At 71.4% G+C, this 15,614-nt stretch carries 11 protein-coding genes; 6 read left to right on the top strand and 5 right to left on the bottom strand.

Annotated features, from left to right (window positions below; genetic code table 11):
* Positions 1-1,487 precede the first annotated feature (1,487 nt).
* Positions 1,488-3,263, bottom strand: a complete 1,776-nt coding sequence (locus tag VFW66_11815; GenBank protein HEX5387383.1) for a hypothetical protein — start codon at positions 3,261-3,263, stop codon at positions 1,488-1,490.
* Between the two features lie 402 nt (positions 3,264-3,665).
* Here VFW66_11815 and VFW66_11810 point away from each other — a divergent pair, with 402 nt between their 5' ends.
* Positions 3,666-5,846 (top strand): S9 family peptidase, encoded by a 2,181-nt coding sequence (locus VFW66_11810; protein ID HEX5387382.1) that lies wholly within the window; start codon positions 3,666-3,668, stop codon positions 5,844-5,846.
* Here VFW66_11810 and VFW66_11805 read toward each other — a convergent pair.
* The gene (locus VFW66_11805) at positions 5,800-6,597 is read right to left on the bottom strand and encodes a helix-turn-helix domain-containing protein (GenBank protein HEX5387381.1); all 798 of its coding nucleotides are present in this window, start codon (positions 6,595-6,597) and stop codon (positions 5,800-5,802) included. The two genes, VFW66_11810 and VFW66_11805, sit on opposite strands and share 47 nt — an antisense overlap.
* Before the next feature lie 155 nt (positions 6,598-6,752).
* Here VFW66_11805 and VFW66_11800 point away from each other — a divergent pair, with 155 nt between their 5' ends.
* The 4 genes from VFW66_11800 (at position 6,753) to fahA (ending at position 10,524) form a co-directional block, all read left to right on the top strand.
* Positions 6,753-7,352 carry a TIGR00730 family Rossman fold protein gene (locus VFW66_11800; GenBank protein HEX5387380.1) on the top strand — a complete coding sequence of 200 codons (600 nt, stop codon included), beginning with the start codon at positions 6,753-6,755 and terminating at the stop codon, positions 7,350-7,352.
* Between the two features lie 215 nt (positions 7,353-7,567).
* The gene (locus VFW66_11795) at positions 7,568-8,239 is read left to right on the top strand and encodes a hypothetical protein (protein ID HEX5387379.1); all 672 of its coding nucleotides are present in this window, start codon (positions 7,568-7,570) and stop codon (positions 8,237-8,239) included.
* Between the two features lie 42 nt (positions 8,240-8,281).
* Complete coding sequence (locus VFW66_11790; GenBank protein HEX5387378.1) at positions 8,282-9,199, top strand: hypothetical protein; 918 nt, start codon at positions 8,282-8,284, stop codon at positions 9,197-9,199.
* Complete coding sequence (gene fahA / locus VFW66_11785; protein HEX5387377.1) at positions 9,196-10,524, top strand: fumarylacetoacetase; 1,329 nt, start codon at positions 9,196-9,198, stop codon at positions 10,522-10,524. Before VFW66_11790 ends, fahA begins: the two co-directional genes overlap by 4 nt.
* Here the strand turns inward: fahA and VFW66_11780 are convergent.
* The 3 genes from VFW66_11780 to VFW66_11770 all read right to left on the bottom strand — a co-directional run bounded on the left by VFW66_11780 (position 10,493) and on the right by VFW66_11770 (position 14,471).
* Positions 10,493-11,356 (bottom strand): DUF4382 domain-containing protein, encoded by an 864-nt coding sequence (locus VFW66_11780; GenBank protein ID HEX5387376.1) that lies wholly within the window; start codon positions 11,354-11,356, stop codon positions 10,493-10,495. The genes fahA and VFW66_11780 overlap by 32 nt on opposite strands.
* 340 nt (positions 11,357-11,696) lie before the next feature.
* Positions 11,697-12,107 (bottom strand): hypothetical protein, encoded by a 411-nt coding sequence (locus tag VFW66_11775; protein ID HEX5387375.1) that lies wholly within the window; start codon positions 12,105-12,107, stop codon positions 11,697-11,699.
* Positions 12,108-12,197: 90 nt separating this feature from the next.
* Entirely contained in the window at positions 12,198-14,471 is a 2,274-nt protein-coding gene (locus tag VFW66_11770) for a protein kinase (GenBank protein ID HEX5387374.1), read from the bottom strand.
* A 48-nt stretch (positions 14,472-14,519) separates the two neighbouring features.
* Here VFW66_11770 and VFW66_11765 point away from each other — a divergent pair, with 48 nt between their 5' ends.
* Positions 14,520-15,536, top strand: a complete 1,017-nt coding sequence (locus VFW66_11765; GenBank protein ID HEX5387373.1) for a zinc-dependent alcohol dehydrogenase family protein — start codon at positions 14,520-14,522, stop codon at positions 15,534-15,536.
* Positions 15,537-15,614: the final 78 nt, after the last annotated feature.

The raw sequence follows: 15,614 nt of genomic DNA, 5'->3' as shown, positions 1-15,614 counted from the left end.
CGATACCCCCGCGCCACGCGCACCAGCATCGCCGTCCCCGCCGGCAGCGCCAGCGCGAGCCATAGCTTGCCGCGACTCAGCCGGGTCAACAGATTCGATGACCTCCGCTCACTTGAGACTGACGTGATGCGTCGCGCGCAGGCGGCCTCGTGGCTCACGGGTCCGTCGCTGGTCGACAAGACGTTCATGCTTTTCGTCGTCGCGGCACCGCTCGCGCTGAGCGCGCGGCTGCTCGATACCGACGGAGACCTCGGGCGTCATCTCAGGATGGGCGCCCTCATTCTACACCGCGGGTCGCTGGTCTTCCACGACCCGTTTTCGTACACCCGTCCCGGCGCGCCCCTCGTGCCGTACGAGTGGCTCAGCGAAGTGCTGTTCGCGCTGGCCCATCGCGCCGCCGGGCTCGCGGGGGTCGCCGTCTTCTCCGCCGTCATCTTTGCCGCGAGCGTGGCGCTCGTCGTGCGCTTCCTGCTCCGGCGCAGAGTCGAGCCGTTCCTCGCCTACAGTGTCGGGCTCGCCGCCGCCGCGCTCGCCTCGGCCCACCTGCTCGCGCGGCCGCATCTCTTCACCATGCTCGGCGCTGTGCTGCTGCTCGAGCGGCTCGACACCGACACGCCGCGCCCGCTCTGGCCCGTGGCCCTGCTCTTCCTGCTCTGGGCCAACCTGCACGGCGGATTCCTGTTCGGCCTGTTGCTCATCGCCGCGTATGTCGCGGGCGATGCGCTCGAGCTGGTCGCGGCCCGGGCGGCCATGCGGCGCGACGAGAAAGGTGCCGCCGGCGACGCCGCGGAGTGGCGGCGGCAGCTCGCATCCCACGGCGCGATGCTCGGTGTCGCCGCCGCCGCGGCGTGCATCAATCCCGCCGGGCCGCGGCTCTACGCCCACGTCGTGGGCTACCTGGGCGACACCTACCTCGTGGGCATCACGACCGAGTACGTCTCGGTCAACTTCCACACGATGCTCGGCCGGCTGTTCCTGCTCGCGCTGCTGGCCCTGGTCGTGGCACTCGCCTGCGCGCCGCGGCGGCCGACCTACCCGCGGCTCCTGCTCCTGCTCGGCGTGCTCGCCTGCGCGCTGCACTCGCAGCGCAACGTGCCGCTCTTCGGGCTCACGGCGCTGCCGGTCGCGGCGCTGCACCTCGACCCGACGCTCCGCGCGCGCCGCGTTCCCGGGCTTGTGCGCATGCGTGCGACGTTTCTAGCCGAGGGGACCTCGCCCGCCGTCGGCGTGTGGTCTGCCGTCGCGGTGGCCATCATGGCGGCGCTGGCGCTGCACGGCGGCCGCATCGGGCGCTGGCAGGCCGTTGCCGACGGCTTTTCGCCGGAGCGGTTTCCGGTGGCCGCGGTGGCACGCGCCCGCGCGGCGCGGCTCGACGGCCGCATCTTCAGCGAGTTCACCTGGGGCGGCTACCTGCTCTACGCGTGGCCCGAGCAGCGGGTGTTCATCGACGGCCAGACCGATTTCTACGGCGACTCGCTCACCCGCGACTACGTGCGCATCGCGTCGCTCGCGCCCGGCTGGCGGCAGCGGCTCGCTGCGTGGGACGTGTCGATCGCCATTCTGCCCGCCGGCACGGCCCTCGCCGCCGCGCTCGCGCGCGAGCCGGGGTGGTCATCGTGGCACGACGACGCCACGGCGGTCGTGCTGGTGCGCCGGAGAATCAGCAGGTCCTCCACCGAAGCCACCGGCGCGTACTCGCGCAACATCGCGGCGGCGCCGGGCACGCGGCTGAAATAGCGGACGTAGTCGAACCCGCCCGGATAGCCGGTGCGCCGGGCGTTGAGCGGCGGGGACTCGATCAGCAGCAGATCGGGCCGGTGCGCGGCGAGCGCAGCGCTCACCCGATCAAACACGAGCCGCTCGCCTTCGCTCATCTCCGCGCGCGATCTGGGCGCGACCCGCCGGCTGCTCCCGAACCCCCCGGCATAGGCATCGGTGAGCACCCAGAGGTGGTGCAGGGGCGACTGGTAGTCGAGCCCCCGCTCCAGCACCAGCGGAAACGCATCGGCGGGATCTGAGGAGAGCAGGATGAGCGACCGTGCGGGCCCCGACCGGTCGAGCGCGCGGCGGATGGCGGCCTGGTACGGAATGAACGGCACCCGGATGCGCCAGTAGAGATCGACTCCCACCAGCAGCACGTAGGTCGCCACCACGAGCCCCGCCAGCGTTTCCGCCAGGCGCCGCGCCGACGGCAGCCGGACCGCGGGCGCGCGCGCCAGCACCACCGCGGCCAGCAGCACCGTGCATCCGCGCGCCGGGACGTAGTGATAGCTCCACCCCTTGTGCTGCATGACGGCCGCGGCGAGAAAGCCGGCGGCCGCGGCCGCGAGTACGTCGGCCAGCGGATCGCGGCCCGCGCGCCGGCCGATCCACCACGCGGCAAGCGCCACGTAGCACGCGAATGCCGACGACTGGAGGACGAGCATGTAGCCCAGCGAGTGCCGGCCGAAGTCGAGGTACGACGTGCCGAACCGCTGCACGAACTCCAGGTATTCGGGCGTGAGCGTAAGGACGAGCAGCCCGTACACCCCCGCGACCACGGCCACCGCCGCATCCTCGACGCGGAGCAGCTCGCCCCGGGAGAGATATCGGCTCCGGCACCACGCGACCGCCGCCCAGACGGCGAAGTACTGCGGCTTGATGGCCATCGCGAGGCCGGCGCACGCGCCGCACGCGGCGGCAACCCACGCGGCGCAGTCGAGCCGCGCGGCGCGCCTTGCCGAGAGGGCAAGCCACGGAAGCGCGAGCAGGAGCGCCAGGTGCTCGCGCTGGCCGAACGCGCCGCCCAGGAGCGGAAACGCGACGAACGCCAGCGCGCAGCCGAACGCGACGCGCGCCGGGCCGCGCTCGCCGTTCGCGCCGCCCGGGAAGAGGCCGCGCGTGAGCGCGAACGCGCCGGTGGCCGAGAGTGCGGCGACCACCACGACGTAAAGCCGGAACGCGGTGATGAGCGGCCACCCGGTGACGGCGTGCAGGCCGACGGCCGGGAGGTCGAGCCAGAAGGCGAGCGGCGGGTTGATCTCGAGCAGGTCGACGTAGAGCCGGCGGCCATGCGCGTACGCATTCGAGCAGTAGAGGAACCACCCCGCGTCGGGATTGAGCATGCCGCGGAACTCGGCCACGAGTGCCGCCGCGACGGCGAGTGCGGCGAGCGCCACGAGCGCGCGCGCCGCGAATGCCGGCACCTGCCGCGAGAGCGTGCGCGGCGGGCTGACCGCGGGCTCGGGCGCGTGGAGATCGGGAACGCGCTGGGTCAGCGACATTCAGGCGGACGAAGATCGGTGGCGGCGCATCGGCGCGGCCGCGGTGGGCCAGAACCGTGCCGCGGCGGCGGCAGTCACGGGCGGCCGCCAGGCAGGTGCTGGAGGCGGCGTATGGGTGCATACCACTGATCGCATCCTTGTTCTAATCATGGGTTTCCCTTCCGGCCGAGGCCGGCTCCAGGGTGATCGGACCCAACCGGCGCCCCGCCAAGCGCTTACGCAGACGCCCGCTCAATCGCGGCGGACCCGGCCGGGATCACATCAGCTAAGCCGCGTCTTGGCAATAGCTTACGCCGTGCTTGACATGCCCCAGCCTTGGGTGGTAATTGCCGCAGGACTGCTGCGGCCGGCCCGCCCCGCCGCTCGGCGAAGCACCTGAATAAGGAAAGCACCGGCCCCACAATGGCTCTCGAACCCCCCCGCCGCGCCTCGGCGCCGGCGATCGAAGCCCCCGCCAGCGCCGTCGCGTCTCCGTCGATCGACGCGGGCGTCGCAACCCCGCACGAGTTCGATCGCATTGCCCCACCGCCTCCGAACGCACCCGCGCCCCCGCGCGCCGCGGTCAGGGATCGGGTCGACACCCGCCACGGCGACCTCCGCGTCGACGAGTACCACTGGCTGCGAGACCGCGAGGATCCGGCGGTGATCGCCTATCTCGAGGCCGAGAACGAATACACCCGCCTCGCGATGCGGCATACCGAGGCGCTGCAGGAGCGGCTTTATCAGGAGCTGGTCGGACGGATTCAGGAGACCGACCTCTCGGTGCCCGAACGGCTCGACGAGTGGCTCTACTACAGCCGCGTCGAGGCCGGCCAGCAGTACCCGCTCTTCTGCCGCAAGCGGGGGAGCGAGGATGCGCCCGAGGAAGTGCTCCTCGACCTGAATCGCGTCGCCGAGGGCCATCCCTACTGCCGGCTCGGCGCGAGCGAGGTGAGTCCGGATCACCGCTACCTCGCCTACTCGCTCGACCTCACCGGGGCCGAGCAGTTCACCCTCTTCATCAAGAACATCGAGACCGGCGAGCTCGGGCCTGAGCGGATCGTGAACACGGCGCGCGGCGTGGCATGGGCCAACGACAACCGCACCCTCTTCTATACGGTGCTGGACGACGCCCGCCGCCCCGCCGCGCTCTGGCGGCACCGGCTCGGGAGCGACCCCGCGCTCGACGTCCTGATGTATCACGAGCCGGACGAGGCCTTCTTCGTCGACGTGAGCCGGAGCCGGAGCCGCGAGTGGCTCTTCCTCGAGATCGAGAGCCACACCACGTCCGAGGTGCGCGCGCTCAGGGCCGACCAGCCCGAGGGCGCCTTCCGTCCGGTCGAGCCTCGCGCGCACGGCGTCGAATACAACGTGGCGCACCGGGGCGACCGGTTCTACATCGTGACCAACGACGGCGCCGAGAACTTCCGCCTGGTCACGGCGCCGGTGAGCGATCCGGGCCGCCACAACTGGCGCGAGCTGCTGCCGCATCGCACCGATGTCAAGCTCGACGGAGTCGATCTTTTCCGCCGGTACCTCGTCGCCTACGAGCGCCGGCAGGGGCTCCGCCGCATCCGCGTCATCGATCTCGAGGCCGGCGGCGAGCACGAGGTGGATTTTCCCGAGTCGGCCTACGCGCTCAACCCCTCCGGCAACCCGGAGTTCGACACCACCGTGCTCCGGTTCGTCTATACCTCGCTGGTGACGCCGAGCATGGTGGTGGACTACGACATGGCGACGCGCACGCGGGTGGTCCGGAAGCAGACCGTGGTGCGCGGCGGCTATGACGCCACCCTCTACCGCACCGAGCGCGTGTCCGCCCGCGCGGCCGCCGGCGCCGAGGTGCCGATCTCGCTGGTGTATCGCCGGCCGCTCGCGCTCGACGGCAGCCGCCCGCTTCTGCTCCTCGCCTACGGCGCATACGGCGTGAGCTTCGACCCGGCGTTCTCCTCCAATTTCCTGAGCCTGCTCGACCGCGGGATCGTGGTCGCCATCGCGCACGTGCGGGGCGGCGAGGAGCTGGGCCGGCGCTGGTACGAGGACGGCAAGCTCCTGAGCAAGCGGAACACCTTCACCGACTTCGTGGCCGCGGCCGAGCACCTGATCGCGGAGGGCTACACCTCGTCCGAGCGGCTCGCGATCAACGGCGGCAGCGCGGGCGGCCTCCTGATGGGTGCGGTGACCAATCTGCGCCCAGACCTCTTCCGGGCGGTGGTGGCCGAGGTGCCGTTCGTCGACGTGATCAACACGATGCTCGACCCCTCGCTGCCGCTCACCGTGATCGAGTACGAGGAGTGGGGCAACCCGAGCGACCCGGCCTACTACGCGTACATGCGGTCGTATTCGCCCTACGACAACGTGCGCGCGGGCGGGTATCCCCACATGCTGGTGACCGGCGGGCTCAACGATCCGCGGGTGGCCTACTGGGAGCCGGCCAAGTGGACGGCGCGGCTCAGGGCCCGCAAGACGAACGACACGAAGCTGCTGCTCAAGACCAACATGGGCGCGGGCCACGCCGGCGCCTCGGGGCGCTATAACTTTCTGCGCGAAGTCGCCTTCAAGTACGCGTTTCTGCTGGACGCGCTCGGCCTCGACCTGGCGTAGCGCGTCCGAGCCAGCGGTCCAGCAGTCCCTCCCACCCAAGCGTCTGCCTGATCTCGCCGGGTCGCGCGCCGAAGAGGCGCACGGCCTGGCGGCTGAGCGACGAGTGATCGCTGTAGCCGCACTCGACGGCGAGCGTGAGCAGCGGCTTCTGCCGTTCGCGCTGGAGCCGGAGTGCCGCGTGGGTCGCGTGCGCCGCGGCCAGCCAGGCGCCGGGCCCCGGCAGGCCGGCGCGCTCGAACCAGCTTCGCACCGTCCGCTCCGGCCGGCCGAGGGCGCGCACGAGGAGGCGCAGCTTGGGGGTGGCCGGCGCGAGGCGGAAGATCTCGACGATGAGCCGCACCGGCGCGGCGGGCGCGCGGAGCCCGCGGAGCGCGAGCCACTCCTCGACGCCGTCGGTGAGGCTCGTGGGATCGGTGAGCGCGGGTTGCAGGGTTTCGCGCGGAGGCTCGTCCTCGTAGAGCACGGCGCGCACCCCGAGCTCGGCGGAACGCCGGAGGCAGGACGCATCGGCGGCCGGAACGCGGCGGAGCCGCACGATGACCGGCGCCGCCGGACACTGCCGCCGAAGCCGCGGTACCCACTCGGAGGCGGCAGACCAGGCCCACTCGTCGGGCACATCGACGGCGAGCACCGCGCCGAGCGGGAGCGCGTTGCCATCGAGCGTGGCCGGCGACTCGACCGGCTCGAACGCGAGGTAAGGGGGCCGGAGGAAGTGGACCGCTAGTGGCGAAACGGAATCCGGGAGGAGCATGACAAGTCTGCTACGGCCTCAGTTGCAAACCATCGACTCTGCGCGCAAGCCATGTTAGCAAGACGGGACGGAACGGGAAAGAGGCGAGCGCCCTTACCGCCCCTCCCCGGCTCGTGCTTTATTCCAAGATCGAGCGATCCATCGAGGCCACCGCCATGAGCGACGATCGACCGTTCCGCCGAGTATGCGTCTTCGCCGGGTCCAGCGATGGCACCCGGCCGGAGTACGCCGCTGCGGCGCGGGGCCTCGGCGAAGTGCTGGCATCGGAGGGGCTCGAGCTCGTCTACGGCGGCGCGAGTGTGGGGCTCATGGGGCAGCTTGCGTCGGCGGTGCTGGAGCGAGGGGGGCACGTATTCGGCGTGACGGTGTCTTCGCTCCGCGACAAGGAGCCGCCCAACACCGATATCCCCGACCTCATCGTGGTCGCCTCGATGCACCAGCGCAAATCGCAGATGGCGGACATGTCCGACGCGTTCATCGCGCTCCCGGGCGGGCTCGGCGCGCTGGAGCAGTTCTTCGAGATCGTCACCTGGGAGCAGCTCGGCCTGCACACCAAGCCGTGCGGGCTGTTGAACGTCGCCGGCTACTTCGACCAGCTCGAGGGATTTCTCGACCACGCGGTGCGCGAGGGATTCATCGCCGAGCAGCACCGGATGATGATCCTGGCGGACGACGACCCGACGCGGCTGGTGGAGCGGCTCCGTACCTATCGGCCGGAGGAGGCGGCGCAGTGGATCGGCCGCACCAACCGCTGATCGCCGGCGCGCCGGGCGCTTGCACGCGGCCGCCGGTGGCCTGCCCATTGCGTGAAGCCGGGCTCGGCTCCGGACGCACCGGGGCCCTCATTGTCAGCATAAGTTGATGGGTTCGCGGCGGTTGCCGCGCGGTTCGACGGATCCCGGCCGGCCGCCCTGCCAGTGGTGCGCCGTCCAACGTTGACGTGTCCTCGCCACAGTGAGGGAGCGCCCCCATGAGGAGATCGCTGGTGCTGCTGGCCCCGTGGGTCCTGCTCGCGATGCCGGTCGCCGGACCGCTCGCGGCCCAGGTGGAAGTGGATTTCACGCCGCGGGTCGGCGTGTTTTTCCCGCTCGAGGACCTCACCCAGTCCACCGATCCCTTCACCGGGCTCCCGCTCACGCAACGCGCGCAGACCAAGTTCAACCTCGGCGGCACGATCGGCGTGTGGCTTTCGCCGTCGTTCGGCTTCGAGGGCACGGCCGACTACAACCGGAGCGGTGTCGAGCAGTTTGTGGGCGGGGTGCCGCAATCGCCGACGATCGACTCGCACTTCTTTGCCGCGACCGGCCGCGCCATGGCCCGGCTCGGCGCCAACCGGCCGGTCGCCTTCATCCTGAGCGCTGGCGCGGGGTTGGTGGACCGGGGCGGCGACTTCACCAACGGCGCGAATCCGCCGTCCACGTCATTCAACGGGCGCACCGACTTTGCGGGCGCCGGCGGCATCGGCGTCGAGGTGAGGCTCTCGCGCTGGGTGAAGGCGCGGCTCGACGGCGACGTCTTCACCTACAAGGCGCAGTACTCGAGCCCGGCGTTCGGCTCGACCAGCGACCTTCGGCAGTGGGACGCCGTGATCAGCTTCGGCTTCACTGGCGCGTTCCGGGATTACGGGATTCCGACCGATTGAGCTGCGCAACCGACGCGGGCGGCGGGCACTATATTGCCCGCCATGCATTCGCCCGCCGAAGGACCGCTGCGCGCGCTGCTCCAGGGCGCCATAGACTACGCGGGACTGTTTCCTCCGGCGCGTCTCGACATGCGGTCCGCGGCGGCGGAATACGCGGCCCAGCACACCGGCCCGGACCGCTGGGCCCTTGGCCGGTTCGTGGTGCCGGCGGCGCGGCTCGCGGAGTTGGCAGAAGCGATGCCGGACGCGCCGCTCGCGGGCTCCTGGCAGCTCTCCGCAATCTCGGGCCCGGACCTCGCGGCCGATCTCTCGGCGATCACCCGATTCAATGAGCAGCAGGCGGATCGCGCGCGGGTAAGTGCGATCGAGCTCCGCGCCGTGCCCGGCGGCGCGACGAGCGCTCGCGCGATCGGCCCCGCGCTCGAGACGATCCGCGACCGCATCGGGGCCGGCATCGAGACGTACGCCGAGCTGCCCATCGCCCAAGACCCGGCTCCACTCATCGCCGAATTGGCGCGCTCGGGCGGCCGGGCCAAGGTGCGCACCGGCGGCGTCACCCCGGATGCCTTCCCCGCTCCCGATCACCTCCTCCGATTCATCGCGCGCGCGGTGGCCGCGCGCGTGCCGTTCAAGGCGACGGCCGGCCTGCACCACGCGCTTCGCGGCTGCTATCCGCTCACCTACGAGCCGGGCAGCGCGCGGGCCCCAATGTACGGCTACCTCAACCTCACGCTCACCGCGGCGGGGCTGAGCCACGGCATGGATGAATCGGCGGCGCGCCGGCTGCTCGAGGAATCATCCGCCGCTGCTTTCCGGTTCGAGGACGGCGGCGTGGGTTGGGGCGACGCGTGGCTCACGGCAGCCGATCTCGCCGAGGCGCGCCGTGACGTGGTGTTGGGATTCGGCTCGTGCTCGTTCCGCGAGCCGATGGACGAATTGCGCGCGCTCACGCCCGGATGACCCTCGCGCTCGACCAGACCCACGACCCCGCGCTCACGAGCTGGGTCGCCGAGGCCAACGGTCATCCCGAATTCCCGATCCAGAACCTTCCGGTCGGCGTGTTCCGCCGCCGCGGCACGTCGGACATGCCGATGGGTTGTGTCGCCATCGGCGACCGGGTCCTCGACCTCGAGGCGTGCGTCTTTCACGGCGTGCTGAGCGGCGCCGCGGAAGAGGCGGCGCGCGGCTGCATCGGCCCCGCGCTCAACGATTTTCTGGGCGCGAGCCCGGACCTCCGGCGCGAGCTCAGGCTGGGCGTGAGCCGGTTGCTCGCGGCGGGCGCGCGTGCACGCGAGGAGCTGCTCGTCCCGATGGCCGATGCCGAGCTGTTCGTCCCCATGGCAGTCGGCGACTACACCGACTTCTACGCCTCGGTGCACCATGCCACCAACGTCGGCAGCCTCTTCCGGCCGGACAATCCGCTGCTGCCCAACTACAAGTGGCTTCCGATCGGCTATCACGGCCGCGCGTCGTCGATCGTGCCGAGCGGCGCGCCGGTGCGGCGGCCGGCGGGGCAGCGGCGCCATGATCCCGACGCGCCGCCCACGCTCGGGCCCACGCGGATGCTCGACTATGAGCTGGAGGCCGGGTTCATCGTGGGGCCCGGCAACGCGCTCGGGGTTCCGATCCCGATCGGCCAAGCCGAGCAGCACCTGGCGGGCCTCTGCCTGGTGAACGACTGGTCGGCGCGCGACATCCAGAGCTGGGAATACCAACCGCTCGGGCCCTTCCTCGCCAAGAGCTTCGCCACGACCGTCTCGCCCTGGATCGTGACGCCCGATGCGCTGGCGCCGTTCCGCGCCCCCGCATTCGCGCGCCCGCCGGGCGATCCGCCGCCGCTGGCCTACCTCTTCGATGCCGACGACCAGGCACACGGCGCGGTGGACGCGGTGCTGGAGGTCGAGCTCACGAGCGCGGAGATGCGCAGCCGCGGCATGGCGCCGCTTCGGATAAGCCGGAGCCGGCTCGCCGACCTCTACTGGACGCCGGCGCAGCTCGTCACCAGCCACACGAGCGGCGGGTGCAACCTGCGATCCGGCGACCTGCTCGGAAGCGGGACGGTGTCGGGGCCGACGAAAGATTCGCGCGGGTGCCTGCTCGAGCTCACCTGGCGCGGCCGCGAGCCGCTCCACCTGCCCACGGGCGAGGAGCGCACCTTCCTTCTGGACGGCGACGAGGTGACGCTCCGCGGCTGGTGCGAGCGCGAAGGCTTCGCGCGGATCGGACTGGGCGAATGCCGCGGCCGGGTGGCGGCTACGGCTTTGCCGCCACCGCCGTCAGCGTAAAGCTCACCGCCGGCGACGCTGTGCCCTCCGTGATCGTCGCCGTCGGCGGGGTTGCCGGATCCACCGTCACATCCAGCGTATTCGGCACGTTGAGCGTGATCGTGTACGCGGTGCCCGAGGGCGGCAGATAGAACACCGTGGCGCCGGTCGTCGCGTCGAAGCTCTGGGTGGCGCTCGTGGTGCCGTCGCTCGCGGAGGCGCTGAAGTCGGCGAAGGTCACCTGGGTGCCGGAAATCGTCGGAAGTGTCACGCCCTGGCCCAGCTTGAGGTCCACCTCCACGCTCCCGGTGAACGAGATGTCGGCGCTCTTGATGATCGGGTTCATCACCCACTGCCCCGACGCGCCGGCGTCCTTGCCGAAGCTCTCCGCCACGTCGAAGTCGAGCGCGTACACCTTCTGATCGGTCCCGATCGTCACCGGGCCGCCCGCGAAGTCCACCTTGAGGCCGGACGAGCCGTAGCTCGGCATCTGCAGAGTGCCGGTGGCCGCCGGCACACCCTGAGGCAGCGTGTAGCCGGAGGTGGCGAACACCTGTCCGCCCACCTGCACGAACCCGCCCGTGATGACGAGGCGCAGCTCGGTGTAGGTGCCGGCGGGCACCGGCGCCTCGTTCACCAGCCCCAGCGTCTCGTTGGCGAGATCACACAGGTCGACCGTGGCGGGCGTCGAGCGCAGCACGGTGCGGCCGCCCTGCCCCTGCAGGTAGATCTCCGCGATCGTCACACCCGCGGCATCGAATCCGCCGCAGGTGGCGGGCACGACGGGAACGATCGGTGCCGCGACCGGCACGTTCGCCTGCAAGGTGCGCGAGTCCGCCGACGGACGCGTCATCGATGTGCTCAGCATCGAGCCGGAACCGCGCAGTACCAAGCTCATCTTGCCGCTGCCGGCAGGTCCCGTGCTATCACTGCAAGCGCCGACGGCGAAGGCGGCTACGGCCGCAAGCACGGCCGCGCCCAGACCGCGTCGCGAGGGGGTGTGCAAGATCATGCATCGCTCCAGGCAAGGGTTCGGCGCGCCGGCCAGCAAGACATACACCAGCCGACTTTGCCGGGGGCGCCAACCAGCTTGCGGAGGCAACCCGCGCGCTCGCCGAGCGCGCCGAACGCGACGCGGCGGCGATGCGCGAGCTGGAGACGCTGCTCGCGAGCAGCGTCTCCTAGGTCCTGACTCAGGACGCGCCGGACTTCACGATCTTGTTGAGGAGGGTCTGGGCGTAGTCCTTGTCCCACTCGACCGCGTTCTTCCGGGCGGTCACTTCCGTCTTGGTGGTGGAGGGGCCCTCGCGGTTCATGGTGATGGTGATGTCGAGGTCGCCCTTGGTGCCCTTGAGCTCCTGCTTGTCGCCGCTGTTCTCGGTGCTGTTCGCGTTGATGGTGACGTTTTCCGACATGAGCACCGAGCGCGCCCGCCCGGCCACGTCGCTAACCGTGCCGTTCACGACCGACTCGGCGCCGCGGCTCGTGAGATAGATCCCGGTGCCCGCACCGGCCGCGGCCGCGGCGGCGAGGCATCCCGGCAGGGCTCCGGCCAGCCCAAGCAACAGGGCCAGACGCGCCCGCCGCATCCAGAACGCTTTCATTGGTCCCCCCTGATAAGGTGCAAACTGGGTGCCTGCAATGGATAACGCCGGACCGGCGCCACGTCGCGGCCCTGCGTCACACGCGCGGCGTTATGGAAGCCGCATCGCGCGGATCAGGTGGGCAAAGCGGGGATCGTCGCGGAGCGGATCTAACAACGGCTCGGTGGTGAGATAACAGAGCCAGCCGCGCCGCTCTTCGCGCGCGCGCTCGAGCCATGCAAAGGCGTCGTCGGCGCGGCCGAGGGCGGTGTTGAGCAGCACGAACGCGACCGGCGAGACGTACCGATCGCGCGCCTCGGCCGTGAGCGACGCCAGCCGATCGCGGGCCTCGGCGGGACGGCCGGCCCGTGCCGCCGTGTAGCCCAGCGCGCCGGCCGCGTAGTCGGGCACGGTGGCGCCGGCCATCGCCTCGCACAATTCGGCCTCGGCCTCGGCGTAGCGGCCCTGCTGCAAGCGCACGAGTCCGAGGACGCGATGGGTCTCCTCCTGCGTCGGATTCATGCCGAGCGCGCGGCGGAGATGTTCCTCCGCGGCGTCGTAGCGGCGGGTCTGGTAGTACAGCCAGCCGAGGCCGCGGCGGATGGACACCGACCCGGGATCGAGCTCGGCGGCCGCACGGCCCTCGGCCAGCGCATCGTCGCCGCAGCCCAGCGCGATGAGCAGCCACGCGTACCACTGATGTGCCGTGGCGTAGCGCGGGTCCAGCTCGATGGCGCGCTCGAACGAGCGCCGCGCCGCGTCCCAATCCCACTCGTAGATGAACTGCACCCAACCGAGCGACGTGTGCGCTTCGGCGAGGCGATCGTCCAGCGCGAGCGCGCGGAGCGCCATCTCCTCGGCCTTGAGCAGCCCCTCGGCCACTGGCACGCCGCGGTAGTCGAGCTGGAGCGCATAGCAATCGGCGAGGCCGGTGTAGGCGAGCGCGTAGTCCGGATCCTCGGCGATGGCGTCCTCGAAGTAGCGGATCCCCTCCGCGGTGCCCTCGCGGGTGCGAAGGTTCCAGGCGTAGCGACCCTTCAGATAGAGGTTGTACGCGGCGACGTTGTCGGTGTAGCGCCGGCTCACCGGCGTGCCGAGGTCTTCGAAGAGCGCGGCGCGAAGGGCGGCGACGATGCTGGCGGCGATCTCGTCCTGCACCGCAAAGACGTCGGCCACGTCGCGGTCGAAGCGGCGCGACCAGAGGTGGCGCCCGCTCGCCACCTCGGTGAGGCGCGCGGTCACGCGAAACCGGCCGCCGGCGCGGCGCACGCTGCCCTCGAGTACGACCGCGACGTTGAGCATGGCGCCGAGGGTGCGGACGTCGAGCGCGCGGCCCTTCAACGCAAACACGGTCGTGCGGCTCGCGACGTGGAGCCCCTCGACCTGGGTGAGGGCGTCGATCAGCTCGTCGGTCATGCCGTCGGCGAAATATTCGGTGTCCGGCTCCGCGCTTGCGTTGACGAACGGAAGCACGGCGATGGCGCGCCGGTCGCGCGGGGCGAGGGCTGCGACCGGGGCGGTCGTGGCGGCGGACTCGCGCACTGCGTCGAGCGCGCGGGCGAAATCGCCGGCGGTGGGAAAGCGCTCCGATGGGTCCTTGGCGAGGGCCCGGGCGACGGCGTTGTCGAGCGACTCCGGCACGTCGGCCCGGAGCCCGCGAAGCGGAAGCGGCGGCTCCATCACGTGACGGGCCATCGTGGCGCGCGCACCGGTGCCCGCGAACGGCGGCCGGCCCGCCACCATCTCGTAGAGCACGCAGCCGAGCGCGTAGACGTCGGTCCGGCCGTCGAGGTGGCGCTCGGCGCTGGCCTGCTCCGGGCTCATATAGGCCGGCGTGCCGATCGCGATACCGGGCTCGGAGACCTGGTCGGAAACGACGGCGGTCATGGCGCGCGCCACGCCGAAGTCGGCCACGAGCGCGCCACCCTCGTGGAGCAGGATGTTCTCCGGCTTGATGTCGCGGTGGAGCACGCCGCGCCGGTGTGCGTAGTCGAGCGCCAGCGCCACCGCGCGCGCGATCGACACGGCGGCATCGAGCGGCAGCGGCCCCTCGCGATCGATCCGGTGGCGGAGCGATTCGCCCTCGAGGTACGGCATGACGTAGTAGAGCAGGCCGTTCCGTTCGCCCGAGTCGTGCAGCGGCACGATCTGGGGATGGGTGAGCCGCGCGGCGATCCCGATCTCGCGCAGAAAACGCTCGGGTGCGGTGCCGACGCGGAGGTCCGGCGGAAGCACCTTGAGTGCGACGGCGCGCTCGTGCTTCAGGTCCTGCGCGAGATAAACCGCACCCATGCCGCCGCGCCCGAGCTCGCGCTCGAGCTGGTACTGGCCGGCAAAGGCGCGGCGCAGCGCGTCGGGAATGGGCGGCGCGGCGCGGGACGGCACGGCGACAGGGTTGCTTCGGTTGGACTCGCGCGTCAAGCTTTGGCTCCCATGCGTGCGATGGTGCTCGAGCGGCCCGGCGCGCCGCTCAAACCGGTTGATCTGCCGCGGCCGGTGCCGCGCCCGGGTCAGGTGCTGCTTGCCGTGGGCGCCTGCGGCGTCTGCCGCACCGACCTGCACGTGGCCGACGGCGAGCTGCCCGATCCCAGACTTCCGCTCGTGCTCGGCCACGAGATCGTGGGGCGCGTGGTCGAGCGCGGGCCTTCGGGTGCCACTGCCGCACGAGGCGCCGCCGCGCCGTTTGCCGTGGGCGACCGGGTCGGCGTCCCCTGGCTCGGCTGGACCTGCGGCGTGTGCGACTATTGCCGCAGCGGCCGCGAAAATTTATGCGACCGCGCCCGGTTCACCGGCTATACCCTCGACGGCGGCTACGCCGAGCTGGTCGTGGCCGACGAGCGGTTCTGCTTCCCGATCCCTCAACAGTACGGCGACGCGGACGCCGCGCCACTCCTCTGTGCCGGCCTGATCGGTCACCGGGCCCTCAGCGCCGCCGGAGACGCGCAGCGGCTCGGGCTGTACGGGTTCGGCGCGGCGGCGCACCTCGTGGCCCAGGTGGCGCGGCACGAGGGGCGGCGGGTGTTCGCCTTCACTCGCCCGGGCGACACCGAAAGCCAGCGCTTTGCGCGCGAGCTGGGTGCGGAGTGGGCGGGGCCGTCCGACGAGCCGCCGCCCGAGCCGCTCGACGCGGCCGTTCTCTTTGCCCCGGTGGGCGCGCTGGTGCCGGCCGCACTCCGCGCCGTCGCCAAAGGCGGCACTGTGGTGTGCGCCGGCATCCACATGAGCCCGATCCCGAGCTTTCCATACGACGTCCTCTGGGGCGAGCGGGTCCTTCGTTCCGTGGCGAACCTTACGCGCCGGGACGGCCGGGAGTTCCTCTCGCTTGCCGCGCGGGTCCCGCTCGCCGTCGCGACCGAGATATTTGCGCTCGGCCAGGCAAACGAGGCGCTCGCGCGGCTCCGATCAGGACGGATACGTGGAGCGGGCGTGCTCGTCACCGATGCGACGTGAGCGAAGGCCCCGCGGCCCTCCCGCCCGGCACACAGATTGGCGCCGCGGCTCCGATCCGGGCCGCGACACACGCCACAC

It is taken from the genome of Gemmatimonadales bacterium (assembly GCA_036279355.1).
Taxonomy (GTDB): domain Bacteria; phylum Gemmatimonadota; class Gemmatimonadetes; order Gemmatimonadales; family GWC2-71-9; genus DASQPE01.
Note: the sequence above shows the minus strand (reverse complement) of the source record. Positions and strands in the feature narration are given on the sequence as shown.